Source organism: Plesiomonas sp. ISS29 (assembly GCF_056522795.1).
Genome location: NZ_JAWRZQ010000001.1, coordinates 933,739 through 960,030, shown reverse-complemented (window position 1 = coordinate 960,030; position 26,292 = coordinate 933,739). Strand labels below are relative to the sequence as shown.

22 protein-coding genes are annotated in these 26,292 nt (G+C 50.0%); 11 read left to right on the top strand and 11 right to left on the bottom strand.

Translation table 11 applies throughout. The features are described from left to right. Positions 1-4 precede the first annotated feature (4 nt). From AC1HDJ_RS04275 to csrD, 7 genes are all read right to left on the bottom strand, one after another. Positions 5-3,874, bottom strand: coding sequence for a YhdP family protein (locus AC1HDJ_RS04275; RefSeq protein WP_479533621.1), 3,870 nt, complete (start codon positions 3,872-3,874; stop codon positions 5-7). Positions 3,875-3,885: 11 nt separating this feature from the next. Continuing rightward, complete coding sequence (rng, locus tag AC1HDJ_RS04270; RefSeq protein ID WP_479533619.1) at positions 3,886-5,355, bottom strand: ribonuclease G; 1,470 nt, start codon at positions 5,353-5,355, stop codon at positions 3,886-3,888. Positions 5,356-5,414: 59 nt separating this feature from the next. Further along, on the bottom strand, positions 5,415-5,978 hold the full coding sequence (locus tag AC1HDJ_RS04265) for a Maf family protein (RefSeq protein ID WP_479533617.1): 564 nt from the start codon (positions 5,976-5,978) through the stop codon (positions 5,415-5,417). 8 nt (positions 5,979-5,986) lie between these two features. Continuing rightward, a complete protein-coding gene (gene mreD, locus AC1HDJ_RS04260; RefSeq protein ID WP_479533615.1) occupies positions 5,987-6,475 on the bottom strand; it encodes a rod shape-determining protein MreD in 489 nt (162 codons plus the stop codon). After that, the gene (gene mreC / locus AC1HDJ_RS04255; protein WP_479533613.1) at positions 6,472-7,584 is read right to left on the bottom strand and encodes a rod shape-determining protein MreC; all 1,113 of its coding nucleotides are present in this window, start codon (positions 7,582-7,584) and stop codon (positions 6,472-6,474) included. The genes mreD and mreC overlap by 4 nt, the downstream gene beginning before the upstream one ends. 62 nt (positions 7,585-7,646) lie before the next feature. Next, complete coding sequence (gene mreB, locus AC1HDJ_RS04250) at positions 7,647-8,690, bottom strand: rod shape-determining protein MreB (protein ID WP_438622246.1); 1,044 nt, start codon at positions 8,688-8,690, stop codon at positions 7,647-7,649. A 278-nt stretch (positions 8,691-8,968) separates the two neighbouring features. Further along, positions 8,969-10,906 (bottom strand): RNase E specificity factor CsrD, encoded by a 1,938-nt coding sequence (csrD, locus tag AC1HDJ_RS04245; protein WP_479533611.1) that lies wholly within the window; start codon positions 10,904-10,906, stop codon positions 8,969-8,971. Positions 10,907-11,209: 303 nt separating this feature from the next. Here csrD and acuI point away from each other — a divergent pair, with 303 nt between their 5' ends. The 9 genes from acuI to prmA all read left to right on the top strand — a co-directional run bounded on the left by acuI (position 11,210) and on the right by prmA (position 19,770). Further along, positions 11,210-12,214, top strand: a complete 1,005-nt coding sequence (gene acuI / locus AC1HDJ_RS04240) for an acrylyl-CoA reductase (NADPH) (RefSeq protein WP_479533609.1) — start codon at positions 11,210-11,212, stop codon at positions 12,212-12,214. Positions 12,215-12,696: 482 nt separating this feature from the next. Continuing rightward, the gene (gene msrP / locus AC1HDJ_RS04235; protein ID WP_479533607.1) at positions 12,697-13,716 is read left to right on the top strand and encodes a protein-methionine-sulfoxide reductase catalytic subunit MsrP; all 1,020 of its coding nucleotides are present in this window, start codon (positions 12,697-12,699) and stop codon (positions 13,714-13,716) included. Continuing rightward, positions 13,716-14,339 carry a protein-methionine-sulfoxide reductase heme-binding subunit MsrQ gene (locus AC1HDJ_RS04230; protein WP_479533604.1) on the top strand — a complete coding sequence of 208 codons (624 nt, stop codon included), beginning with the start codon at positions 13,716-13,718 and terminating at the stop codon, positions 14,337-14,339. The genes msrP and AC1HDJ_RS04230 overlap by 1 nt, the downstream gene beginning before the upstream one ends. A gap of 242 nt (positions 14,340-14,581) precedes the next feature. Continuing rightward, positions 14,582-15,025 (top strand): type II 3-dehydroquinate dehydratase, encoded by a 444-nt coding sequence (aroQ, locus tag AC1HDJ_RS04225; RefSeq protein ID WP_479533602.1) that lies wholly within the window; start codon positions 14,582-14,584, stop codon positions 15,023-15,025. A gap of 27 nt (positions 15,026-15,052) precedes the next feature. Beyond that, the gene (accB, locus tag AC1HDJ_RS04220) at positions 15,053-15,502 is read left to right on the top strand and encodes an acetyl-CoA carboxylase biotin carboxyl carrier protein (protein ID WP_479533600.1); all 450 of its coding nucleotides are present in this window, start codon (positions 15,053-15,055) and stop codon (positions 15,500-15,502) included. A gap of 12 nt (positions 15,503-15,514) precedes the next feature. After that, positions 15,515-16,858 (top strand): acetyl-CoA carboxylase biotin carboxylase subunit, encoded by a 1,344-nt coding sequence (gene accC, locus AC1HDJ_RS04215; RefSeq protein WP_438622239.1) that lies wholly within the window; start codon positions 15,515-15,517, stop codon positions 16,856-16,858. A gap of 120 nt (positions 16,859-16,978) precedes the next feature. Continuing rightward, positions 16,979-17,224: a YhdT family protein gene (locus tag AC1HDJ_RS04210; protein ID WP_438622238.1), complete on the top strand. Its 246-nt coding sequence runs from the start codon at positions 16,979-16,981 to the stop codon at positions 17,222-17,224. Beyond that, positions 17,214-18,674, top strand: coding sequence for a sodium/pantothenate symporter (panF, locus tag AC1HDJ_RS04205; RefSeq protein WP_479533598.1), 1,461 nt, complete (start codon positions 17,214-17,216; stop codon positions 18,672-18,674). Before AC1HDJ_RS04210 ends, panF begins: the two co-directional genes overlap by 11 nt. 208 nt (positions 18,675-18,882) lie before the next feature. Beyond that, a complete protein-coding gene (gene prmA / locus AC1HDJ_RS04200; protein WP_479533596.1) occupies positions 18,883-19,770 on the top strand; it encodes a 50S ribosomal protein L11 methyltransferase in 888 nt (295 codons plus the stop codon). A 174-nt stretch (positions 19,771-19,944) separates the two neighbouring features. Here prmA and AC1HDJ_RS04195 read toward each other — a convergent pair whose 3' ends face one another. From AC1HDJ_RS04195 to AC1HDJ_RS04180, 4 genes are read right to left on the bottom strand one after another with little or no spacing between them, the layout of a single operon-like run. Next, positions 19,945-21,132 (bottom strand): ABC transporter permease, encoded by a 1,188-nt coding sequence (locus AC1HDJ_RS04195; protein WP_479533594.1) that lies wholly within the window; start codon positions 21,130-21,132, stop codon positions 19,945-19,947. Continuing rightward, on the bottom strand, positions 21,129-22,292 hold the full coding sequence (locus AC1HDJ_RS04190; RefSeq protein ID WP_479533592.1) for an ABC transporter permease: 1,164 nt from the start codon (positions 22,290-22,292) through the stop codon (positions 21,129-21,131). Before AC1HDJ_RS04190 ends, AC1HDJ_RS04195 begins: the two co-directional genes overlap by 4 nt. Beyond that, positions 22,289-23,272, bottom strand: a complete 984-nt coding sequence (locus tag AC1HDJ_RS04185) for an HlyD family secretion protein (RefSeq protein ID WP_479533590.1) — start codon at positions 23,270-23,272, stop codon at positions 22,289-22,291. Before AC1HDJ_RS04185 ends, AC1HDJ_RS04190 begins: the two co-directional genes overlap by 4 nt. A 33-nt stretch (positions 23,273-23,305) precedes the next feature. Beyond that, positions 23,306-24,733 (bottom strand): TolC family protein, encoded by a 1,428-nt coding sequence (locus AC1HDJ_RS04180; RefSeq protein WP_479533588.1) that lies wholly within the window; start codon positions 24,731-24,733, stop codon positions 23,306-23,308. A gap of 246 nt (positions 24,734-24,979) precedes the next feature. On the opposite strand from AC1HDJ_RS04180, the gene dusB reads away from it, so the two are divergent. Beyond that, positions 24,980-25,945, top strand: coding sequence for a tRNA dihydrouridine synthase DusB (gene dusB, locus AC1HDJ_RS04175; protein ID WP_479536992.1), 966 nt, complete (start codon positions 24,980-24,982; stop codon positions 25,943-25,945). Positions 25,946-25,969: 24 nt separating this feature from the next. Beyond that, positions 25,970-26,266 carry a DNA-binding transcriptional regulator Fis gene (fis, locus tag AC1HDJ_RS04170; RefSeq protein WP_010862690.1) on the top strand — a complete coding sequence of 99 codons (297 nt, stop codon included), beginning with the start codon at positions 25,970-25,972 and terminating at the stop codon, positions 26,264-26,266. Positions 26,267-26,292: the final 26 nt, after the last annotated feature.

The window sequence follows — 26,292 nt, the reverse complement described above, 5'->3', positions numbered from 1 at the left end:
CCCATCAGAAATCTCCTTTTTCTATACGCTGCGTCTCTTTAATGACCGGATTATCTACGCTACCGCCAATGTGGTAACGCAACAACGAAATTTTGCTCCACAACGGCGACAGTACCTGTGAGGCGGTGAACAGCGCAATACCAGCCACTGGATTCACCACAAACGCGGTAGCAACAGAAAGCCCGGCACCGAGTTCCGGCGCAATCAGGGCATCCATATTAATGGTGCGTTGCACAAGGTTGACTGACCCTTTCAGTGCGATATCGGCCAGTAGGCCGTCAATCAACAGGTTATCGGTTTTCAGTATACCCTGATTAATCACCGCATTGCCGGTTATCTTGTCGTAGAAAAAGCCCTCTTGGAAAGCATCACTGAAATCAAGTTTTAGTTTGCGCAGCAGCGAGTCAGTGCTGACTAAACGCAACACTTGCCCAGCTTTGCCGCCAACATCAGCAATCATCCCCTTACGCATGTTAACGGCGACCGTGCCCGAAAGTGAAGGCAGTGCCAGTTGCCACGGCGCACCTGCGGCACGCAAGTCGACACGGATATCGGTCGGAGTATCACGCAAAGGGATCGCCACGCCCCATGCCGCGAGCATGGCAGAAGAGCTGTTGGTTTGTAAGCGCCCCTGCAGCTCAGTTGACTCTTTACCCGCAGCACCGCGCTTCCAGCGGCCGTTGAGTGTCACTTTACCTAAACCGGTATCAATCAGGCCATTTGACAGGATAATTTGCTGTACCGAGGGGGTGATATCAGCCTGAATCTGTTTAAAATAACGCTGATTTAACCAGCAGTTATTACAGCGCAACTGGGCGGCCGGCCACTGGCTAAAGTTGATCGCTGAAGCGGCTTTATGCGCCACATTATCGGATACTGATGTACTGCTCTGTGCCGTAACAGCTGCCGATGTACTACTCCCGCTCAATTCAGGATCAATCGGTTCAGGATCAAAATAAAAATATGAAAGATTCAGTAACCACGGCGCTTGCGCACTGATAATGGCGTGCCCGCGGATCTGCTGCCCGTAGGCATTTAACCGATACCCTTTACCGTTTTGTTGCCCATTAAGAGAGAGATCTGCCCACTTTTGCTCTGCCAGTTTGAGTGTTGCCACATCAACTTGCAGATATTCCGGCAGAAGCGGCTGTATCTGCGCGCTCAGGCTTTTGCGCTTATCCACCGAACTCAGAGGGTTGACATTTAACAGGCGCAACCAACCATCAGCATCTATCTCAGGCACATTCACCACCAGTGCTGTGCGGATCGCAGGGTTTACGGTTGATCGTGGCTGACCGAGCGTGACTTTTGCCTTACGCAATTCCGCATGTTTATCCAGCCGCCACTCCCCCTGAAAAGCGGCCAGTGAACCCATTCGCGCGTTGATGGCCAGCTGTTGTAAATTGCCGGTAGCATCAGCCTGCCAGCTTGCCTTACGCCATGCCGCAGGGCCAAACGGGGCCGGTAATGCACTACGCACCTGATTGGTGCTGCCTTGCAGTTTGACTTGGTAATCTGCTCCACCACCTTCTGGCAGAGTGACACTGACCTTGCCTGTCCACGGTAAATGGCCGCCCAGTTTTGACCACACCGGAGAAGGATAAGGCAGATTCAATGCTGATGCAGCCCAGTTTCCCGCTAAATCAACGCCTATCTGATAACGGTTATTCTGCTGCTGAGTGATAAAACTTAAGTTCAGCGGTTGCTGCCACAACGTAGCCGTCAAAGGGCTACTCGTCAGTGTACCGTTATCAAACCGGAAATCACCTTTTACGGAGTTCAGTGGTAAATCCAGTGATTTCAAGCGTAATTGATTATCCGGCAACCAGACTTGGCCTTTGGCATCAGCCGCTTCACCGGTCAGCGGGATCGCCAGAGTGAATTCCCCCTTTACCGGGCCGGTAAGTTCAAGCTCTGACAGCGCAGCACCCACAGAATCGCGAAGCGGAGATTCCGTCAGGTAATGCTGAACATCCGGCGCATTACCTTGCACATTTGCGGCAATGTTCAGTACCGAATCGGCGTGCAGTGGATCTATGCTCGCCTCAATTTTGGTCGCCGTAGCCGCCCCTAAGTGTGCATGGCGGCTGCTCATTAACAAACGGTCATCTTCAAACAGCAAATCTAAATTAAGATCCGTGAGCGGCAGCCAATGCGGGTCAAACTCAAAAGTGGCCTGACGAACCGGTACTTTTACCTGAAACACGCCCTCTTTTTGTTCGTAGGGAAATTCCAGCGGATTACCCGCCCACAGTAGTGAAGCACCGCTAACCTGCCCCGCTTTTAGCGTTGGGGTTAAATACTCAGTTAGCGCTTTTCCCATCAACGCATGCGGATAGTAACGCCACGCTTGCGCGGCTTGGTTTAAGTTAATACCGGCTAAAATACTCAGCCACGGTGGTTGTTTATCCGGCCAGTTCAGACGAAATTGACCGTTTAGCTGCAAATACGGAGTCCGCAAGTCAGTCTGCGTACTCCAGATTGACCAGCCTTCGGTATCTGATTTCAGATCGAGCGTTAGCGCACTGTTCAGTAATGTAATCGGTTCGGGAAACTGTTCCGGATAGGTAAATTGCGCCTTTTCAGTATTGAGTTGCAGCTGCGATCTTGCCATCGATCCACGCCAGCGGCCTGATACTGCACTGATCCCCGGCCATGATCCCCACTGCTGCCAACCCAGATTGCTAAACTGCACATCGCCACTGATCTGTGCGGGGCTGAACTGTGTAGCGTTTTCCCGAGGCAGACTCAGTTGTACCTGATCTATCTGCCCGCGCGGGGAAATTTGCTGCAACACCTGCGCAGTCGGTTTACTCAGCATCGACATAAATGACAAAAATGGTGTGATCCGCGCCAGATCAAGCGCACCCGATTGCAGGGTAAACAGTGTTGGGCTGAGTGAGAATGAGAGTGAACTTAATGGCCAACGGATGCCATCAGAGTTGAGTGCCAAATCGGGGATCTGTGCCTGTAATACCTCACCGACACGGCGAATATTCATCTGTAAACGCGAAAAACCCAGCGTATGCTGCACTGAGGCATCACTCCAACGGCTCAAACCTTCATCGAGCTGAATAACGCCCTGCTGAAGATCGTTATCGGCAATATCTAACCATACCGAGGTGCTGACCTGTGCCGAGCGCAAACCGGTAACAGTTTCGAGTTTTTCCGTCAGCCATGGTTGGATATTTAACTGTTTACCCTGCAGATAAACTTGCCCGCGAGCGAGTCGGCGCTTCCCATCATACAAATCAAGCCGCAGATCAAGCCGACCATAGGTGTGATCATCACCGCGCAGCGCAATAACCCCTTCAGCCTGATGGCGGGTGTTACGGTTTAACCAGCGCAACTGCTCAACATCCAAACGGATACGCTCACCATTTGGGCTTAAAAAAGCCAACCGGCTGTTACGCAAATCAAAGCGGGTCAACTGCTCAAACACCAGATCACCGATACGTTTCAGTTGCGCCGCGTCAGCAGGCTGGCGCTGTTCAAAGGTGCGGCCATCTAAAGTAGCATTCAGGTTGATATCGGCATTTGAAAAGGTGAGTTGATTAAATTGCCAGCGCTGCTTCCAGAGTGATTGCCACACATTTAATTGCAGCATCATCTGGGCAACATTGGCATTTAACGTGGGCGTAGAAAGGGTAATATTATCCAGCACTAGCTGTGGCCCACCATCTTGCCAGCGAGCCGAAAGCTGGCCAATCTGCAGCGGCAGATTACTTGCCTGCTGTAAGTGCGCCACTATAGGCGCACGCCAGTGATTGATGTATGGCAGGGAAAAACGCAACGCACTGAGTAACAAGGCGAATACGATTACCACACCGGCAACAGTGTATAACCCGAGAGTGGATCGTGCTCGTTGCTTCACAGCAAGCTCCGTCACATCATGACGACATCAAATTGTTCTTGATTATACAAAGGCTCAGTCTGGATCTTGACCTGTTTACCGATGAATAACTCCAACTCTGCGAGCGCATGAAACTCATCGCCACGCAACACCTCTCCGACAGCGGCTGAGGTATATACCAAAAATTTATCGGCATCATAAGCGTGGTGAACGCGTACAATTTCACGCAAGATCTCATAGCAAACGCTGTCGACTGTTTTCACTGTACCGCGCCCCTGACAGGTCGGGCATTCACCGCACAGTACATGCTCTAAGCTTTCACGGGTGCGTTTACGCGTCATCTCAACCAGACCAAGCTGGGTAAAACCGTTAATATTGGTCTTCACCCGATCTTTACTCAGAGCTAGCTCTAGTGAGCTCAATACCCGCCGACGATGATCATCACAGGTCATATCGATAAAATCGATAATGATAATGCCGCCTAAATTGCGCAAGCGCAGTTGACGGGCAATCGCCTGAGTTGCCTCAACATTCGTATTGAAGATAGTCTCTTCGAGATTACGATGGCCGACAAATGCACCGGTGTTGATATCAATAGTTGTCATTGCTTCGGTCTGATCAATGATCAGGTAGCCGCCTGACTTGAGCTGTACTTTGCGATCAAGCACCCGCTGGATCTCATTTTCGATATCAAACAGATCAAATATCGGCTGACGACCGCTATACAACTCAAACTTATCGGTCAGCTGCGGCACATATTCACGGGTAAACTCAGTCAGAACATCAAAGGTTTGACGGGAATCAACACGAATACGATCAAGCTCAGTACCCACGAAATCACGCAAAATACGCTGGCCAATGGCTAACTCACCATACAGGGTACTACGGCTGCCCAAGCGGGTTTTGCGCTCAAGCACTTTACTCCACAGGCGGCGCAAAAAAGCGGCATCTTGTTCCAGCTCACCGGCACCCACACCTTCAGCGGCAGTGCGAATAATAAACCCGCCCAGATCGTCACAATATGCGCTGACAATCGATTTTAAGCGATCGCGTTCGGTTTCACTTTCAATGCGCTGCGAAACACCAACATGGCTGGCACCCGGCATGAAAACCAGATAGCGCGAAGGCAGTGTAATATCGGTAGTCAAGCGCGCACCTTTCGTGCCAAGTGGGTCTTTCACCACCTGTACCATCAGATCTTGCCCCTGACGCACCAGCTCGGAAATATCACGAACCCGAAACTGCTTTTGCTCGTTATCAGCCACACACTCGGTATGCGGAACAATATCGGAAGCGTGCAAAAAAGCCGCTTTATCTAGGCCGATATCAACAAATGCAGCCTGCATACCGGGTAATACGCGGCTGATTTTCCCTTTATAAATATTGCCGACAATGCCACGTTTGGCTTCGCGTTCAATATGAACTTCTTGTAATACGCCGCCCTCTATCATCGCGATACGGGTTTCACTTGGCGTAACGTTAATTAATAGCTCAGCCGTCATGGTAATTCCTCAACTCTTATCTTGTTTGCTCCCGTTTCGCATGATGACGGCGTTAAGTGTTAACGCTTCACGTCAAAACGGGCCAGCAACTGATCGGTTTCCATTAAGGGTAAGCCCATCACAGCATGGTAACTGCCTGACAGGTGAGCCACAAAACGCCCACCTAATCCCTGAATGCCATAAGCGCCCGCTTTATCCGCCGGTTCGCCTGACGCAATATAGTGCGCAATTTCTGCATCGGTTAATGCGCGAAATGTCACATCAGTCACCACACAGCAGTCAACTATTTGCTGGCGGTTGGCAACGGCAACCGCTGTCATCACCTGATGTGTCTTCCCCGATAACGCACGTAACATCGTGGCAGCATGTACGTTATCGCGCGGTTTCTCAAGCACCTGCTGCTCTAATACTACAATGGTATCAGCACCAATGACCGGATAATCATCAGCAGCCATTGCCACACCTGCAAGCGCTTTATCTTTTGCTAACCGTACCACATATTCTTGCGCTGATTCAGAAAAGTCATAAATTTCAGGAACATCAGGTCGCAAAATTGTAAATTCTGCTGCCAAGAGTGCCAATAATTCATGCCGGCGCGGTGATCCTGATGCTAAGTAAATCATAATACCTCTTATCGTACGCTGCACTGGCGGCGTACTTTACGCAGCAGTAAAAATAACCACGGCCACAAAATACCGCTAACCACACTGCCCCATAACATTTCAGGGCGAAATTGTACGGCCGACACCAAAAACTCAGCCCAAAAAATAATCAAATTACAGGCAAGGGATAACATTAAGATCACCAATGCCTGTTGCCATAGCGCCAAATTACGTAGTAGCTGAAAATTAAATGCCACTACATAGGCCAGCAGTGACAATGCCAAAGCATGCACACCCAACGTTGAGCCCTGAGCTAAATCCCACAACAGCCCAACCACAAATGCACTGCCTACATTTACGCGATGCGGCAACGCAACAACCCAGTAGACCAGTACTAACGCCAGCCATGAAGGACGAAGAGCATCAAGCTCCAGTGGCCACGGCATCATCTGCAACACCAGCGCAATTAAAAATGAAAAGGCGATAATAATTCGCCCACGAGCACGGTAAAAACTCACTGTACTTTCCTCGGAGCCAAAGACGTTGGTTTTGCGCCCGTTGCTGATGGGGTATTTTCCACAGGCTTCTTCTGTGTCGGCGTTTTTTTCACCGGCGAAACTGCCGGAGTTACAACCGGTGTAGCGGCTGGATTTACCGCCCCCCCCACAGCCGAAGCGGCAACTGGGTTAATCGGCTGCGCATCAGTGGTTGCCGTTGCCGGAGTAGGTAACGGCGGCAAAATATCTGGTAAGCGTTCACGCGCGGCCGCCCGGACATCATCGGCCGTTGGCGGCGGTGTCGTTTCGCTCTTGTTCGGCCACAATAACAACAGGTAACGCAGACGTTCTAACTGTGCAGTTGGTGTTGCAATCACCACGGCAAATGCATTTTGGCTGTCAACTTCAAATGATTTAATAATTCCTACCGGATAGCCTTCTGGAAAACGGCCGCCGAGCCCTGATGTCACCAGCATATCTCCGGCACGGATATCAGTAGAGCTTGGAATATGCTCAAGTTGCAGTTCATCGCGCCGCCCTGTACCGCTGGCAATCACTCGGATATCGTTGCGCAAAACCTGTACGGGAATCGCATGTGTCGCATCAGAAATCAGCAACACACGACTAGAAATCTTACCAACTGAGATCACCTGCCCAACAACACCTTTATCACTGATCACCGGTTGCCCGATATACACGCCCTGATCAGATCCTTTATCGATCACCACCTGATGGCTGTAAGGATCGGTATCGGCGGTTAATACCTGCGTGACCATTTTCCGCTCATCGCTACGCAGTGGTGAGCCGAGCAGCTCGCGCAAGCGTTTATTTTCATGCTTGAACTGGCTAAGCATCAGCAGATCACTGTTTTTACGCTGCAACTCTTGATGCAATGCACGATTTTCGAGGATCAGACGGTCTTTCGTCTCTAAACGCTCAGATAGGTTATCAAGCAGTTGACGTGGCGAATTGGCAAGATAGTGAAGCGGGCTGACCAGCGTGTCTAATGAGGATCGCACACTGCTAAAGGTGATCACGCGGCTATCCATAATCAGTAAACTGATTGAGGCGATAATAGCAAGAAAAAGACGTAACTGTAGGGATGGACCCCGACCAAAAATCGGTTTCATGATGTTGTGTTAACCCTCGGTATGCAGAGGGTGGCAAATCACTTGCCACCCGATAACTCGGCTTAGTCTTCGCTAAACAGATCGCCGCCATGCATATCGATCATTTCTAACGCTTTACCGCCACCGCGTGCCACACAGGTCAGCGGATCTTCTGCTACCACAACCGGAATCCCGGTCTCTTCGGTCAGCAAACGCTCTAAATTACGCAATAACGCACCACCACCAGTCAGCACCATTCCGCGTTCAGAGATATCCGACGCTAGCTCTGGCGGGCACTGCTCTAGAGCAACCATCACCGCAGAAACAATACCACTCAGCGGCTCTTGCAGCGCTTCGAGGATCTCATTGGAGTTCAGTGTAAAGCTGCGCGGTACACCTTCTGCCAGATTACGGCCACGCACTTCAATCTCTAGCACTTCATCACCCGGATATGCCGAGCCGATTTCATGCTTGATGCGCTCTGCCGTTGCTTCACCAATCAACGAGCCGTAGTTACGACGCACATAATTGATAATGGCTTCATCAAAACGATCACCACCAATGCGTACGGAAGAGGAGTACACCACACCATTCAGCGAGATCACCGCCACTTCAGTGGTACCACCACCGATATCGATAACCATTGATCCGGTTGCTTCTGATACCGGTAAACCGGCACCAATTGCAGCGGCCATTGGCTCTTCAATCAAGAAGACTTCACGCGCACCAGCACCTAATGCAGATTCACGAATAGCACGACGCTCAACTTGGGTTGCACCAACAGGCACACATACCAGCACTCGCGGGCTTGGACGCATCATGCTGTTGCTGTGCACTTGCTTGATGAAGTGTTGCAGCATTTTCTCGGTAACGAAGAAATCTGCAATAACACCATCTTTCATCGGACGGATAGCCGCAATATTGCCAGGCGTACGGCCCAACATTTGTTTGGCCTCATGCCCGACCGCTGCTACGCTTTTAGCTGAACCAGAACGATCTTGGCGGATCGCAACCACCGATGGTTCATTCAATACAATGCCTTGTCCTTTCACATAGATCAGGGTGTTTGCGGTTCCCAAATCAATGGACAAGTCATTAGAAAACATGCCACGAAACTTTTTAAACATAACTAACGGCCAATCCTGAAAACTCTACCCGGAAAATTCGGGCTACTCTACCAACCACCACTGAGCTGCTCAAGACTACAGGGGGCTGATCACGCAATTCCGATGAGAATAATGCGGTCATCCTCACCAATCATATTTATTTAACTATTTCACTATTTCTACCAGTACCAAGTACCGGCTGATGTAAGCAACGCTACTTAGGCAATGTGCATGCATCATTTTAATAACCGCTCAATAACAATGCAGTAACTAACCACTATTGTGATTACTCAGCATTGTCAGGGCTGATGTCGGCGAAACGGTAATAAGCTGCGTTCGACCACCGGTTTAACCGGTGAGAATAACAGCCCTTGCCCCGCATAAACACCCAACTTACGTAAGTTTGCCCACTCTTGTGTAGATTGTACACCCACGGCGTATAATCGTGCCGATGTTCCTGCACATGCACCAATTAAGCTGCGAACAAATAACTGGTTCTCAGGTCTTTGATGAATATTATGCACCAGACTTGGGTGTAATTTAATAATATCAATCTGCAAAAGCTTAATATAAAACGTATTAACCACCGTTAAACCTGCTTGGTTAATAACAAGCTTACAGTCCATACCTTTTAGAAAACGGGCCGGAACACGTAATCTGTCGATATGTTGACACAAATCAGCCTCTGCAAGTTCCAAAAATAATCGTTGTCTGATCTCTCTCGGTTGTTGCATCAGCAGATCACGCAGCCAATACTGGAACGATTTTCGCAGCAACGCATCAACTGTCAGGCTGACAGCGACGCCTTCATGCGCGGGTATTTTGGCGAGCAATTGGATAGCCATCAACATAATTTCACGATCAAATCGCTCAGCTAACCCTAACTGCTTGACCATTGGCATAAATTCAACCAAACGCAGCCAATTTCCCTGCTCATCACGAATACGGGCAAACAACTCAACTTGTTCTGACGTGCCGTCACGGGTAAATATAGTTTGGGTAAACGGATGCAGCGCATGCTGTGATAGCGCGTTTTCCAATAAGGTTCGCCAGCGAACTGAGCCACGGCTTGGCTGATCATCAGCCGCTGACTTACTGCTGGCAAACCAGCTATTAGTTCCCTGCAAAGAGGCTGAACGCACGGCCATCTCTGCTTCATCCATCACGTTCTCTAAAATGTCACCCTGATGGAAACCGACAATACCGATAAATAAAAACGCATCCGCATACACGCCGTGTGGTAAAGGCAGTTGCTGTACCATTTTTAGCATCTGTTCGGCTAACTGCCCTGCCTCTTTGATATTTTGCTGCGGTAAAATAGCGGCAAAATCGCCGTCAAAGTAACGGGCTAATAATCCGTTCGGAATGCGCAGTACAAAAGTAGAAAGTTGAGCAACCAAATCTTGAATCAGGGTATCAGCCACTTTATCGCTCAAATCTTGGCGCAATACATCAATATCAGCCAAGCGCACTACCATCACACTGCCCTGACTGTCAGGCTCATCCAATAAGGCCGAGAGCTGATTATCAAAAAACATGCGGTTAGATACGCCGGTAAGCTGATCTAAAAAGGTGTGCGAGCGAATAAAGGTATCGAAACGGCTACGCTCTTGACGGGCATCTTGCAACTCAACCATCAGCCTGTCGAGGACAATACTCGCCGATTGCGGCCATTCACGCTGATCCCGTTGCGGAATATCTTCGATCCCTTTATTAAGAATTAGCCTTGCCCGGTCTTCAAGTATTTCAGCGCCAATCAGCTGTTCGCGCAGCCAGTTTAACCCCAAGATAAGGCCAATCAACACCAACCCCGCAGCCAGTGAGATAGATGACATCGACACCATTGAATAGGTGTAATCCACCAGCGGATCGGCGGCAGTAATATTGACAGTTAAACCCGGTTCAAGCAGCAAAGGGTAGCTGTAGTGCACCAGCAGATCATTCGGCAGGTGCTGGAGATTTTTACCATCATATTGATACACCACGTTTTTTCCGTCAGTGATGACCAATGAGCGAACTTGTGCTGCCAGCAAAATTGGCGGCAGCCAGTTTTTAAGATCAGCAGGCCCATGCTCGTGGGTCTTCTGATCCACGACCGTGACCACGGTTTGCCAGCGATGGGTTATCTGATCTTCGGCCAGTTGCCGAAAACCGATAGTGCCGCCAATTAGCATAACAACTACGGCTAAACCGACAAATGAGGTAACAAATGCCACAAACCGAGTGGTAAAACGCATCCTTGTTCTTCCATAGTAGTTGTGTGGGCGCATGTTATTGCGGCCGTTGCCCGCTTTTAGCAAGCTAGATGTAAAGCTGCATCAAAAGAGAGCGAATAACACATAACGGGCATCCCCCGTTACAGCACGATCCGTATTGTTATTATTGTGCAGTAAATAACGGTTTTTCTCTAGGTTTACCGGCAACCGAAATGAGACTTCTTTTAATTTCGCAAAATTAGGCTTTTTTATGCATAAATTTGCCATTCATTGTTATTGAATTATACAGTGATCACTGTTTTCCCTACCAAGAGAGTCCTCCGCATGAAAGCCCTTATTCTTGAGCAGCACCAGCAATGCACGCAAGCTACAGTCACTGAGGTTGATAGTACCTTCTTACCTGAACAGGGAGTGACCGTGCAGGTTCAATGGTCTTCCCTGAACTATAAAGATGCGCTGGCTATTACCGGAAGCGGGAAAATTATTCGCCAATTCCCGATGATCCCCGGTATTGATTTTGCGGGTACAGTGATCAGTTCGGCTGATGCACGTTATCAGGTAGGTGATCAGGTGGTGCTGACCGGATGGGGCGTTGGCGAGCAGCACTTTGGCGGGATGGCCGAGCAGGCACGTGTTAACGCCGACTGGCTTGTCCCCTTGCACAGGGCGCTGAGCGGGCGTGATGCCATGATTATCGGCACTGCCGGGCTGACCGCAATGCTGTGTGTGATGGCGCTGGAGCAAGGCGGCATCACACCTGAGCAGGGTGAGATACTGGTTACCGGTGCGAGCGGAGGAGTTGGCAGCGTGGCAGTGCAGCTATTAAGCCTGCTGGGCTACAAGGTAGTTGCGGTGACTGGCCGCGCTGATAACCACGCTTACCTGCAAGCGCTCGGCGCACATCGGGTTATTGCGCGTGAAACATTGAGTGCGGTATCACGCCCGCTGGAAAAGCAGTGCTGGGCAGGTGCGATTGATACGGTCGGCTCGCAAACGCTCGCCAGTATGCTGGCACAAATGCAATACGGTGCAACCGTCGCGGCCTGTGGACTGGCAGGTGGCGCTGATTTACCAACCTCGGTGATGCCGTTTATTCTGCGCAACGTGCGTTTACAGGGAGTTGATTCTGTCAGTGCACCTTATGCACAGCGCATTGAGGCATGGGATCGTTTAGCAACCCTGCTGCCACGTACATTTTACCCGCAGGTAGCCCATGAAATTACGCTTGAACAAGCGCCTGAATATGCCGCTCGGCTCTTGGCAAATCAGGTTACCGGCCGTGTGTTGGTTAATATTGCCAATAATACGGAGGCCGATACTCCGCAATAAAAAAAACACATTGTTTTATATTTATCGGCCATTAATACAATATTGTCAGAATATATTGCGCTATATCAACGATATCTGATCTGCAACGATTTACAATTATCAGCAATTAAGTCAGTTTGATTTTATCGGAGGCCATTTGCCTCCGTTTTTTTTATCTTTTTTCTCTTATCCCTTTTATTGTTTATTTCTCTGATCGTGTCTCTTCTCTAATTTTCAGCCAACACGGAAAAGTTATTGCCTGCCGTGAATAAGCTTTTTTCTTTTGTTTGTATCCTTTCCAAAATTAATACGCTTTATTAATTATTTATTGGTAACTTATTTAAAACAAAATCACTAAACAACGCCTACAATAACTTTACCTTCGCACATTAAAACGGTTAATTTATCTGCATCACGGCAACTACCCGCACGTACAGTGCGTATTTGCTGATTGGCATAGCCCGCACCTGTTGGCTTACCCTTACGTTAACCGGAGATTTGTTATGCTGATCCGCCGTATTGCCCCCGATCACCTGACCGAGCAGCATGTCACTCCCGAGCACCTCTACTATTCGCGCCGCGATGTGTTAAAAGCGCTGGGGATCACCACCACCGCGCTAAGCTTGCCAATCAGCGCACAGGCCTCTTTGCTGGATATTTTCGCGGATAAACCGGCATCAGCGCCCACAACTGCCACACGATCGGCACTAAACTTTAGCCAACCTGCCGAGTATCAGAGCGCACTAGCGCTGACACCGGAAGCTAAAGTCATTGGCTATAACAATTTCTATGAGTTTGGGCTGGATAAGGCCGCACCGCAGGCCAATGCCCAGCAACTAGTCACCACACCGTGGCAGCTGAAAATTGACGGCGAAGTGGAAAAACCACGGATATTCGATAGCAACGATCTGCTGACGCTCTTCCCACTACAAGAGCGAATTTACCGCCTGCGCTGTGTCGAAGCGTGGTCAATGGTGATCCCGTGGATAGGCTTTGAACTTGGCGCGCTGTTGCGGGCGGTACAACCCACCAGCCGTGCCAAGTATGTTGCATTTCAGACCTTATATGACCCTGCACAGATGCCAGGGCAGGCTAATGCCGGTATCGGCGGCAACATTGATTACCCCTATGTAGAAGGCTTGCGGATCGATGAGGCGATGCACCCGCTGACCATGCTGGCAGTCGGTTTGTATGGTTCAACGTTGCCGCCGCAAAATGGCGCACCAATCCGGCTGGTTGTTCCGTGGAAATATGGCTTTAAAAGTATTAAATCGATTGTGCATATCCGGTTACTCGAAAAACAGCCCCCCACCACATGGAGTCAAATTGCGCCACAAGAGTATGGTTTTTATGCCAACGTCAATCCGGCCGTTGATCACCCACGCTGGTCGCAGGGCAGTGAGCGGGTGATCGGCAGCGGCGGATTGTTGGATATCAAACGCCAGCCTACCTTGCCTTTTAACGGTTATGCCGAACAGGTTGAAGGGCTGTATCAGGGCCTCGATTTACGGAAAAACTTCTGATGGAATGGCGGCTAAAACTCAAACCGGTGCAGATTAGCGGCCTAAAGCTGGCGTTGCATGGCTATAACCTGCTGGTTATCGGCTGGCTCTATTATCAGCTCAGCCACGGGTTACTGGGGGCTGATCCGGTCAAAGGCCTGTTGCACGGTATCGGCCGTTCAGCGCTGGAGATGCTCTATCTGACGCTGCTAATTTCACCGCTAGCCGCTCTGTTACATGCACCACTTCTGCTACGGTTACGCCGAATGCTGGGTTTATGGTGCTTTGCATGGGCCAGTTTGCATTTACTGGCCTATGGCGCTCTGGAGCTTGGCTGGGATCTACCGTTATTTGCTAGCGAAATCATCAAACGCCCTTACCTTGTGCTCGGTTCAGTCAGTTGGCTCGTATTACTGCTGCTGGCCATAACCTCAAACCGATTATCCCAAATTCGCCTTGGCCGCCGCTGGCAACAGCTACACTTTGGGGTATATCTGGTGGCCATTGCCGCACCCATTCACTATTTATGGTCGGTCAAAGTACTTTCACCGCGCCCCGTTATCTACCTACTGATCGCCGCACTGCTGCTATTGTGGCGAGTTAAACGTACATGGCAGCGTAAACCGGCCACGCTCAGGCGTTAATTTCTCCCCGAAAATGCGTACTGACAGGTAAGCTAAAAGCGCAAAATTAGAGTTATAGCTCTAGTTATTATCAGAGCATCTTCGCTGATAAGACCAGTATTTTGCTGCCAATTGAGCCGATATCATTATAATGTTCACATTACTCACGACTTAGACGTGTACTTACACGTCTAATCTGGTATATCCACGTAAATCAGCGTATTTTGTTTTATCACAGCATGTTTGCCGGAGAAGTCAGCATAATGGCGCAACATCGTCGTATATTGCTCTTAAATGGCCCAAACCTTAATTTACTAGGATTACGGGAGCCTACGCACTACGGTTCGCGCACGCTTGCACAGATTGTCGAACACGTAAGCGGCATAGCGGCACAGGCGAATGTCCAGCTCACCCACTTTCAGTCAAACTCTGAAGCGGCACTGATAGAGCAGATCCATCAGGCACTCGGTGAGCAAGACTTTATTCTGATCAATCCGGCGGCATTCACACACACCAGCGTTGCTCTGCGCGATGCACTGCTCGGTGTTGCGATCCCATTTATTGAGATCCACTTGTCCAACGTACATGCACGTGAACCGTTCCGGCATCACTCTTATTTGTCTGATATCGCAGTCGGTGTGATTTGCGGTTTAGGCGCTGATGGGTACGAGTTTGCGTTACACGCGGCTATCCGCCGTCTGTCATAAAATTAACAACACTACGGAACCACGCTAATGGATATTCGTAAAATTAAAAAATTGATTGAACTGGTTGAAGAGTCAGGTATTTCTGAGCTGGAAATTTCAGAAGGTGAAGAGTCAGTACGCATCAGCCGTAACATCACGGCAGTACCGGCGGCACACTATGCCCCTTACCCGATGCAAGCACCTACTGCACAGCCTGTCGCACCGGTTGTTGCGCCAGCAGCACCCGTTGCCGAAGCAGTATCTGGCCACGTAGTGCGCTCACCAATGGTGGGTACGTTCTACCGCACGCCAAGCCCTGATGCAAAATCATTCATCGAAATTGGGCAGACTGTTGCCGTTGGTGATCCGTTGTGCATCGTTGAAGCTATGAAAATGATGAACCAGATTGAATCCGACAAAGCCGGTGTGGTAAAAGCGATTCTGGTGGAAAACGGTCAACCAGTGGAATTTGATGAGCCTCTGGTTATCATCGAATAACAAGGAGTGGCCATGTTGGATAAAATTGTTATTGCTAACCGCGGCGAAATTGCGCTGCGGATCTTGCGTGCCTGTAAAGAGCTCGGTATTAAAACCGTTGCCGTACACTCAACGGCAGACCGTGAGCTCAAGCATGTCTTGCTGGCCGATGAAACGGTCTGCATCGGCCCGCCACCGTCGACCAAAAGCTACCTAAATGTGCCGGCTATCATTGCGGCAGCTGAAATTACCGGTGCAGTAGCCATCCACCCCGGTTACGGCTTTTTGTCAGAAAATGCCGATTTTGCCGAACAAGTGGAAAACTCAGGCTTCATCTTCATCGGGCCACGTGCAGAAACCATCCGCCTGATGGGGGATAAAGTCTCCGCGATCAGCGCAATGAAAATTGCCGGTGTACCTTGTGTTCCGGGGTCTGATGGCCCGCTGGGCGATGATATGGATAAAAACAAAGCCATCGCCAAACGCATTGGTTACCCGATCATTGTCAAAGCCTCTGGCGGCGGCGGCGGTCGCGGCATGCGCGTTGTTCGCAGTGAAAAAGAGCTGGCGCAATCCATTACCATGACCCGAGCGGAGGCAAAAGCGGCCTTCAATAACGACATGGTTTACATGGAAAAATACTTGGAAAACCCGCGTCATATCGAAATCCAAGTGCTTGCTGATGGTCAGGGTCATGCGGTTTATCTGGCTGAGCGCGACTGCTCAATGCAGCGTCGTCACCAGAAAGTGGTCGAAGAAGCGCCAGCACCGGGTATCACGCCAGAAGTTCGCCGTAATATCGGTGAGCGCTGTACCAATGCTTGTATCGAGATTGGTTACCGTGGCGCAGGAACGTTTGAATTTTTGTACGAAAACGGCGAATTCTACTTTATTGAGATGAATACCCGTATTCAGGTTGAGCATCCGGTGACTGAAATGATTACCGGTGTTGATCTGATTAAAGAGCAACTACGTATTGCCGCAGGTATGCCGCTCTCTATTCAGCAGTCTGATGTGCACGTTCACGGCCACGCCATTGAGTGCCGCATCAACGCAGAAGATCCGGAAACCTTTTTACCTTCACCGGGTAAAATTACCCACTTCCACTCTCCGGGTGGTTTTGGCGTACGCTGGGAATCTCATATTTACACCGGTTATACCGTACCGCCGTATTATGACTCCATGATCGGTAAGCTGATCACCTACGGCGAAACCCGTGAAATCGCCATTTCACGTATGCGTAACGCATTGTCTGAAACCATTATTGATGGGATCAAAACCAACATCGGGTTGCAAGAACGTATTATGGCCGACGAGCATTTCCAACAGGGTGGAACCAACATCCACTATCTGGAAAAGAAACTCGGTTTGCAGTAAATAAGGTTCACCAATACCAAGGCCGGAGATCATTCCGGCCTTTTTTTTTATCCCTTTCGTAATCTGCGCTACAATTGCCGCCTTTTTTTAATGTTAGCTGTGATGGAGACATTGCGGATCATGCACGATCATCGCTTCAAACAAGCTCACCGTGAAGCGCGCTGGGCATTATGGCTTACCATTGCTTACCTTGTCTGTTGGTCACTGTTTGCCTATTTGCCAAGCAACCAACTGGGCATCACCGGCTTACCGCACTGGTTTGAAATGGCCTGCCTGCTGCTGCCGCTGTTTTTTATTTTGTTGTGTGGATTAATGGTGAAACACATTTATCGCGATATTTCGCTGGAGCGTTCCGATGAAGAGTGAAATTATTCTGCCCCTCGTCGGCTATCTTGTTTTGGTGTTTGCCGTCGCCATTTATGCCTACTTTCAGCGCAGTAAGGGCAACTTCCTGACCGAGTATTATGTTGGGAATCGCTCTATGGGCGGTTTTTTACTCGCCATGACCCTCACGGCTACCTACACCAGCGCGAGCTCTTTTATCGGCGGCCCAGGGGCGGCCTATAAATACGGGTTAGGCTGGGTACTGCTGGCGATGATCCAGCTGCCCGCGGCATGGTTATCGCTCGGTGTATTGGGTAAAAAGTTTGCCATTTTATCGCGTAAATATAATGCCCTGACCCTGAACGATTTACTGTACGCGCGCTACAAAAATAAAACCGTAGTCTGGATCTCCTGTGCCAGCATGCTGATCGCATTTTTTGCCGCAATGACCGTACAGTTTATCGGCGGTGCGCGTCTGTTACAGACTGCCGTGGGGATCCCCTATCTTGATGGCCTGCTGATTTTCGGCGTTACCGTCGGCCTGTACACCATGTTTGGTGGATTTCGCGCCGTCGCGATGACCGATGCCCTACAGGGGATCGTGATGATGATTGGCACCGTGATCCTGCTGTTTGCCGTGATCCATGCAGCCGGTGGGATCAGCCATGCGGTGACTACTTTACGCGCTATTGATCCCGACTTAATCAGTGCACACGGCCCTGACGGTATGCTCGATCTCCCCTTTATGGCCTCATTCTGGGTACTGGTCTGTTTTGGTGTCATCGGCCTGCCACACACAGCGGTGCGCTGCATGGCGTACAAAGACAGCAAAGCGCTGCACTTTGGCATGATTGTCAGCACCATCATTGTTGGTATTCTGATGCTCGGCATGCACCTAACCGGCGCTCTCGGGCGGGCAGTATTACCCGATTTGGCCATTCCGGATCAGGTGATCCCGACACTGATGATTCAAGTATTACCGCCGATTGCCGCGGGGATCTTCTTAGCCGCACCGATGGCTGCGATTATGTCGACCATTGATGCGCAACTGATCCAATCTTCCGCCACACTGATCAAAGATCTCTATCTGCGTTTACGCCCGCAGGATGAACAAAATGAGCAGCGGATCTCGCGTCTTTCCACCTTGAGTACCCTGATTTTGGGCGTATTGCTAATTTTGGCCGCATGGCAGCCGCCGGAAATGATCATCTGGCTGAATTTGCTCGCCTTTGGTGGGCTGCAAGCGGTGTTCTTATGGCCGCTGGTCTTTGGTTTGTACTGGGATAGGGCCAATGCCGGCGGTGCGCTAACCTCGATGATCGCTGGCGGTGGTTGCTATGTGGCCATGAATCTGATCGGAGCAAAACCACTTGGCCTACACGCAATTGTGCCAACCTTGATCTTCGGCCTGCTGGCCTTTGTGGTCGGAAACACACTGACCGAATGCCACCAACGTAAACAGATGCGCATACAGGCACAGGCTGAGAGTTAGCGTTAAACCGAACAACATGGCTGGCGAACTGGCGATAAGATGAGTGCCATCCCTCAGCCATGTTATTCTTAAATGATATACAAGCCGGTCTTTGTACTGGCTACCTAAACGGTTTTCTCTCTACAGAACGATTTGTTATTCACACCGTTTTCATTCACATAATTTTCATCCACACAATCATGCTGTGGATCAACCGAGAGTGCTCACCATGCCTTGGATTCAACTGAAACTGAACACCACCGGCGCACAAGCCGAAGCCATTGGCGATCTGCTGATGGATTGCGGCTCTGTCTCTGTCACCTTCATGGATTCCCACGATACGCCGGTATTTGAGCCGCTCCCCGGTGAAACCCGCCTGTGGGGCGATACCGATGTGATGGGGCTGTTCGATGCTGAAATGAATATGGCCGAGGTCATGCAACAGCTCACCACCAGCCCGCTTTTACCTGCTGATTTTGCGCATAAAATCGAGCAGCTCGAAGATAAAGACTGGGAGCGTGAATGGATGGATAATTTCCACCCAATGCAGTTTGGCCGCCGTTTATGGATTTGCCCAAGCTGGCGCGATATCCCAGAGCCTGACGCTGTGAACGTGATGCTCGATCCGGGTCTGGCATTTGGTACCGGTACACACCCAACCACCGCACTGTGCCTTGAGTGGCTTGATGGTTTGGATCTCGAAGGCAAAACCATTATCGATTTCGGTTGCGGCTCGGGTATTCTGGCTATCGCTGCACTGAAACTCGGCGCTGCCCGCGCTATCGGTATTGATATTGATCCACAAGCGATCACTGCCAGCCGTGATAACGCGCAGCGTAACGGCGTGTCTGAACGTCTTGAGCTGTATTTGCCGCACGATCAGCCCGCTAATCTGCAAGGTGATGTTGTCGTTGCCAATATTCTGGCCGGCCCGCTGCGTGAGCTGGCGCCGCTGATCAGCGTACTGCCAAAAGCCGGTGGCCACTTGGGTTTGTCGGGAATTTTAGAATCACAAGCTGAATCGGTTGCCGATGCTTACCGCGCTCAGTTTGCACTCGACCCGATTGCCGAACGTGAAGAGTGGTGCCGCATTACCGGTATTGCCCGCGCAAAATAAACAACACAAGACCAATAACACCCAATCAAACATAAAAAAGCCCCACGGCATAATCATCATGCCATGGGGTTTTATTTTGCTAATCGTTTATGATTTGCCGGCGGTTTACAGTTTACCGATAGTTCACTGTCTATCTTGTATCGGCAGTACCTCATGGTTAAACCGATTTGTTTGTTAAACCGGTTTTTCAGCCGACACACTAACAACCTTGTTCACGGCTAAACGCTGGCTATGCAACAACACCCACCCTGCCAAAACGGTATACACCACCGCTTGTACACCTAAACGCAATAACGGCTCAGACGCTTCACTTAATGAAGCCCCCATCTGGTTATATTGCACCATCAGCTCAATACCGTTCACACCGGGGATCAAACGCGCCAGCCAAATGATCGGCTCAGGAATGGCAATAATCGGCCAGACAAATCCGGCAGTAAACACTATCGGCAGTGAAGAGATCAGTACCGCTTGGGTCGGCGTTTCCCGCCGGGTCATGAAAAATGTAATCATCACCGCAAAACAGTAGGTCGTCCAAAACAGCAAGGTACAAAGCAGCAGCAGTACCCATGGGTTCGCTTGTCGCACCACATTGTAGTAATCAAAGCATGTCCCCAAATAGTACATGGCCGCCACCAGATACAACGGCACAAAAACCAGACCGCGCGCCAACAACAGCTTCCACGGTGATACTGTTTGCCAGTACCCGCGTTCACCACCGAGCGTCCGCTCTTTATATTCTGCCGTTTGAATGCCGGCCGCAATCAGCAATGTCTGATGTAAAATCAGTACAAATACCGCAGGAACGATATAGGCAATATAGCCAATAGAAGGGTTAAACAGCGCCTCAGTTTGCGCCCGTAACGGTAATGCAGTTCCCAGCGTTCCCTGATAAGGCGTGCCCTGCATCAGCTCTTTGGTCACTTTAACCTGCGCGCCGAGTGTTCCGGCTGCACGCGCAATCCCTTCGATAATGGATGAATAGACCAAAAAATAACTCGCATCACCGGCAGCGGCAATGACCGGGCTTTTTCCCATCAATACATCACGGGAAAAGTGCTGTGGGATAACCAATAAGCCATGCACCTCACCACTTTGCAGCCACTGATCGGCCTCTTGCTGTGAGGTTGCATTATGGGTGATCTCAACTTGCGGAGTCGCCTCAACCATACGAATAAACTGCCGGCTCAAGGCCGAGTGATCACTATCCCACACCGCTACCGGCATGCTAGTAACCACCTGATGTGAATAGGGCTGCGGATAGAGCACCGAGTAAAAAATCAGCCCGACAAAAACAGTCATTAAAATGGCCGCGTTTTTACTCAGCGCACGCACCTCTTTCCGCCAAATTTGGCCCAATGTCATTGCAGACTCCCCAGTTTACGTAAGCGAGCACGCAGCAGTAACAATGCTAGCGGGATCACTAGCCAAAACCACAGCAAATCAGACATGCTATGCCATGATACCGCCCACGATGCGGCATAATTTACCTGCTGAATTTGCACCTGAATGTAGTGCGATACCGGCAGAATATCTGACCAAAACTGTGCAAAACTCGGCATATTAGCTGCCGGAAAAGTCACGCCCATAAAGGCAAATGCCGGCGCAGAATAGGCTGCCGCAGTACTGGCTGCACGGCCATAGTGAAAACTGGTGCAATACAGCAGTGTTCCCATGGCAATATAAGCACCGATCATCAACCACTGCGCCAGTAAAATAACTGGAATACTGCCCTCAATCGGCCAGTGTAACCAGCCAAAAATCCCCCATAAAAATAGCGCACCTTGTACCACGCTAATCAGCGCATACGGCAGCATTTTTCCGGCAAAAGCTTTCCCCAAGCAACCATTGGCCGACTGTAGCCATGCCGCACCATTGCTGTCGCGAAACTCCAGACCCAGTGCGGCAATCACAATACTGATCAGGAAGATTTGCCAGATCCCGGGAATCACCGCTGTCACCAAAAATGGCACATAATTCATGCCAATATTATACAGCGGGGTGTACTGGCTTTGTGTCGGAACGGCTTGCCCTAGAGCCTGATAAATATTTTCACCAGTGGCCAGATGAACCTGTACGCCCTGCTGGGCAGCCATAGTCAATATGGTACTCTGCAACGCGGTATTGACGGCTTTCCCAATCAGCACATATTGGCTGTTGTAGTAAGCCGTCACCGCGGGGCTAAGGTGCAGTTTGACATCCGTATCAAGACGATAAGGCAGCATAATCAGTGCATATGCTTTACCGCTACGCACCAGTGACATTCCCTCACGTAGGCTGTTGGCTTCATAAGCCACATGCAGTGCCGGTGATGCCTCAAAGCGGCGGGTCAGCTCACGTGATAACTGGCTGTGATCTTGATCGAGGATCACCACCGGAAGATCTTTTGGGATCCCCGAATTAAAAATGGCCCAGATCAAAACAAAAAACAGCGGAGGCAGCCAGACCGTCAGCGCAAAGATCCAGCGGTCATGCAAGATCCGCTGCCACTCACGCCATGCGGTTGCTCGTAATCCCGGTTTCACTTCGCCTCCAGCAGCACTGTCATCCCGACGCGAAGCCCTTCAACTGGCTCAACCGGACGCAGCTCAATCTGGAATGTACGCATATCATAGCCACGGCCAGGCTGGGTAGTCCGCCATGTTGCGTAATCACCCATCACACTGATATAGGTGACTTTAAATGGATAGGTTTTATCCTTGCTCAGTGCCGGAATACGTACGTTAAATACATCATCTTGTTTGAACTGAGCTAAATTATCTTCCCGTACCTGAAATAGCGCCCATGCATTATTCAGATCAACCAAAGTCACCACCGGAAAACCTGCCGGCGCAAGCTCACCTGGGTGCAGTAAAACCTGATCAACCATACCGTCATGGTATGCCATTAACTCTGCATCTTTCAGATAGGCCTGCACTTCGGCAACAGCAGCAGCGGCCATCTTCTCTTTCTCAGCGGCCGCCAGTTTTTCACCCTTACGTGAGCCCTCTACCGCCAGCTGATATTGCTGAAAAGCGGCCTGCTCGGTATATTTCGCCGCCTGCCATGCCGTTTTCGCCTCATCACGCTTTTGTTCTGCCATCACGCCATCACGAAAAAGTGCATTGATTCGCTGGTAGGTTTTTTCTGATAAAATGGCCGCAGCTTTCGCTTTTAGCCACTGATCTTTTGCTGCCGCAATCTGCTGACTACGCGCACCATTATCCACCTCTTGACGCATCGCTCCGGCTGCCGCTTCTCCGGCTTTGGCTTGATTCAATTTGGCATCAAGCTCAGGCGTTGAAAGCACAAACATCGGATCGCCCTGCTTAACCTGTTGCCCCTTTTGTACTAAAACCGCTTCAATCCGGCCCGGTACTTTGGCAGAAACAAAATATTGCTGCGCCTCGATTTGCCCCTGCATCAGCGCGCTGTCATTATCGTATGCCGAAAAATAGCTAATGATTAATGCAACAACTACACCCGCACCCACCACTGCCGCGATCGATTTACTCTTCTTATTCATCTGTTTTCACCTAAATATATGCCTGACGCGTAGTTACTGCTGGTAGCGGTTAAAGGCATCGGGTTGCCCCGACAAAGCCAATAATTTCGATAGTGCGGTAGTCATTCGGTAACTTGCGGCCAACCGCTGCGTATCAATCGCCGATTGCGTCATTCTGGCATCTACCACATCCAATGATGTTGCCAAACCCTGCTCAAACGCCTTATTACGCAGCTGGAAGTTCTCTTGTGCCAACACTTGGCTCGATTGTAACGAATCATACTCAGTCTTCGCCTGCTCCAACTCACGGTAAGCCTGCTCAACACCCACTTTCAATTGACGCTCTAACTCTGCACGGCGGTATCCCACCTCTTTACGGGCAATGTGCGCCGCAGCCAGCAGATCATTACGCCCGCTGTTATCCACCAAAGGAATAGTGACACCCAACCCGACCATCCAGTCAGGTGCTCGCTCACCTAAAATACTGTCGTCGTGATACAGATTGTAATTACCCACGGCTGCCACATTTGGCAAATAACGGCCACGCTCAGCCTTCTCTAAACTCTCAGCCTGCTTATCTTTGGCATCAAGCAGTGATATCGCCGGATTGGCTTGCAGAGCTGTCTTCACCAACGCAGGCATGCTCGGCAGCGTTAATCGGGTAACCAACGGTGATGTCGGTTGTACCCCCTCTTTGTGCAGCAACTCATCCAACACCAGTTGGGCAATTTCCAGCTCACGACGTGCATTTTCGGCATCAACCTGCGCACGATCATAGGCCACCTGCGCCGATGTACGCTCTACTTTGGCAATTTGCCCTTGCTGTTCAAGTTTAATCGCATGCTGTAAATGCTGATTCAATGCAGCAGCCACCTGCTGACGGGTTTGATACACGTTTTTAGCCAGCGTTACACCGTAGTAAAAACGGGTTAAATCAGAAAAGGCTTGCAGACGCTTTAAGGCAAACTGTTGCCGTGCTTCATCCGCTTGCGCATACGCCGCAGTTTGCGCCGCACTGATACGGCCACCTGAATAGATAACCCACAGCGCATTAACACCTGCTGTTTTCACCGTTTGATTGGAAAGATCGGTCTCTGTTGGCAGATTTTTCAACCCTTGCAACAAAGGGCCTAATTTAGGATCAGAACCTAACGCCGCTAAAAGCGATTGAATACGCGGATTTGAAGCCAGAGAAGGAAAAGGCTGCATATCTTTAAGATCGAGCGATAAAGGATCACTTAACCGCGTAATACTTCCGGTTAAATCAATTTTAGGCAGATTAAGCCCATCCGTAGCCTCAGCCATTTTTTGTGAACGATCGGCAGCCGACATCTCTGCTTTTAACCCGTCATTCACCTGCTGAAGCGTCTGCCATGCCTGATCGAATCTGACCGGATCAGCCCATACTGTTTCAGAAGCCGGTAATAAAAACAATGCCAGTGAAAAAGCTGACAACCTAAATTTCCAATGCATTAACCGCATGCTAATCGTGATCCTTATCGTGTAATGTCTTCCATTGTAATGATTTAGCTGGGAATAGAGCAAATACGTAAATGAAACACTTTTTTAAAGTATGCCTGTTTTTTGTACGCTGCATAGCCCTGATTACCGAAAAAATCGCTTGACTATAAAAGTTCCGGCAAGTGTTCAAAGTTTGGCCTTTCCTCTGACTGAAAAAGTGCGTAATATACGCGCCCTTACAGGCACAGAGTGGTTACCTTTCAGTCAATGCGTATCGGCCCTTATAAACTTAACAATCAATTGATCGTAGCGCCTATGGCCGGTATTACTGACCGACCATTTCGGCAGCTCTGTCACGAGATGGGGGCTGGCATGGCGGTATCAGAGATGATGTCCTCAAATCCAGAGGTCTGGCATACTGATAAATCCCGCCTGCGTATGGTACATACTGATGAGCCGGGTATTCGTAGTGTACAAATTGCGGGTGCAGATCCTGACGATATGGCGGGAGCCGCACGCGCTAACGTGCAGTATGGTGCTCAGATCATTGATATTAATATGGGTTGCCCAGCCAAAAAGATTAACCGTAAGCTAGCAGGTTCTGCTCTCTTACAACATCCTACGCTGGTTGAACAAATTTTAACGGCCGTTGTTAATGCCGTTGACGTTCCAGTAACCCTAAAAATTCGGACTGGATGGGATCAGGATAATCGCAACTGTGTCGAAATAGCCCAAATTGCAGAACGCTGTGGTATTCAGGCGCTCGCTATTCATGGCCGCACTCGTGCGTGCCTGTTTACGGGCCACGCTGAGTACGACAGCATTCGGGCTGTTAAACGCGCGGTTTCCATACCAGTGATCGCCAATGGCGATATCACTACCCCGCATAAAGCCAGAGAGGTATTGGACTATACCGGCGCAGATGCGCTGATGATAGGCCGTGCCGCTCAGGGAAGACCCTGGATCTTTCGGGAAATCCAGCATTATCTGGAGACAGGAGAAGTGTTACCGCCTCCCTCACTCGTTGAGGTCAAGCAGTTACTTCTCGGGCATATTCGTGCACTGCATGACTTTTACGGTCACGGCAAAGGATATCGAATTGCCCGAAAACATGTTTCTTGGTATTTACAAGAACATGCTCCTGACGACCAGTTTCGGCGTGCATTTAACGTGATAGAGGATGCTAGCGAACAGCTGGAAGCGTTAAATGTGTATTTTGAGAATCTTGCGTAAAAATAAAAAAGAGCTGAAAGAACCATGTTCGAACAACGCGTTAATTCTGACGTACTGACTGTTGCTACCATTAATGCTCAGGATCAGGTCACCCATAAGCCACTGCGTGACTCCGTTAAACAGTCCCTGAAGAACTACTTCGCTCAGTTAAACGGCCAAGACGTCAATGAGCTGTACGAGTTAGTTCTGGCTGAAGTTGAGCAGCCTCTGCTCGACATGGTCATGCAGTATACTCGCGGTAACCAAACCCGCGCCGCACTCATGATGGGTATCAACCGTGGTACTCTGCGCAAGAAATTGAAAAAATACGGCATGAACTAAGAGGTTTCCTCTAACCTTTTCATGCA

Coding starts and splice junctions, on each gene's coding strand:
- rng (WP_479533619.1), bottom strand. CDS start 5,355: ATGACGGCTGAGCTATTAATTAACGTTACGCCAAGTGAAACCCGTATC.
- AC1HDJ_RS04265 (WP_479533617.1), bottom strand. CDS start 5,978: ATGATTTACTTAGCATCAGGATCACCGCGCCGGCATGAATTATTGGCA.
- mreC (WP_479533613.1), bottom strand. CDS start 7,584: ATGAAACCGATTTTTGGTCGGGGTCCATCCCTACAGTTACGTCTTTTT.
- mreB (WP_438622246.1), bottom strand. CDS start 8,690: ATGTTTAAAAAGTTTCGTGGCATGTTTTCTAATGACTTGTCCATTGAT.
- csrD (WP_479533611.1), bottom strand. CDS start 10,906: ATGCGTTTTACCACTCGGTTTGTGGCATTTGTTACCTCATTTGTCGGT.
- acuI (WP_479533609.1), top strand. CDS start 11,210: ATGAAAGCCCTTATTCTTGAGCAGCACCAGCAATGCACGCAAGCTACA.
- msrP (WP_479533607.1), top strand. CDS start 12,697: ATGCTGATCCGCCGTATTGCCCCCGATCACCTGACCGAGCAGCATGTC.
- AC1HDJ_RS04230 (WP_479533604.1), top strand. CDS start 13,716: ATGGAATGGCGGCTAAAACTCAAACCGGTGCAGATTAGCGGCCTAAAG.
- aroQ (WP_479533602.1), top strand. CDS start 14,582: ATGGCGCAACATCGTCGTATATTGCTCTTAAATGGCCCAAACCTTAAT.
- accB (WP_479533600.1), top strand. CDS start 15,053: ATGGATATTCGTAAAATTAAAAAATTGATTGAACTGGTTGAAGAGTCA.
- accC (WP_438622239.1), top strand. CDS start 15,515: ATGTTGGATAAAATTGTTATTGCTAACCGCGGCGAAATTGCGCTGCGG.
- AC1HDJ_RS04210 (WP_438622238.1), top strand. CDS start 16,979: ATGCACGATCATCGCTTCAAACAAGCTCACCGTGAAGCGCGCTGGGCA.
- panF (WP_479533598.1), top strand. CDS start 17,214: ATGAAGAGTGAAATTATTCTGCCCCTCGTCGGCTATCTTGTTTTGGTG.
- prmA (WP_479533596.1), top strand. CDS start 18,883: ATGCCTTGGATTCAACTGAAACTGAACACCACCGGCGCACAAGCCGAA.
- AC1HDJ_RS04195 (WP_479533594.1), bottom strand. CDS start 21,132: ATGACATTGGGCCAAATTTGGCGGAAAGAGGTGCGTGCGCTGAGTAAA.
- AC1HDJ_RS04185 (WP_479533590.1), bottom strand. CDS start 23,272: ATGAATAAGAAGAGTAAATCGATCGCGGCAGTGGTGGGTGCGGGTGTA.
- AC1HDJ_RS04180 (WP_479533588.1), bottom strand. CDS start 24,733: ATGCGGTTAATGCATTGGAAATTTAGGTTGTCAGCTTTTTCACTGGCA.
- dusB (WP_479536992.1), top strand. CDS start 24,980: ATGCGTATCGGCCCTTATAAACTTAACAATCAATTGATCGTAGCGCCT.
- fis (WP_010862690.1), top strand. CDS start 25,970: ATGTTCGAACAACGCGTTAATTCTGACGTACTGACTGTTGCTACCATT.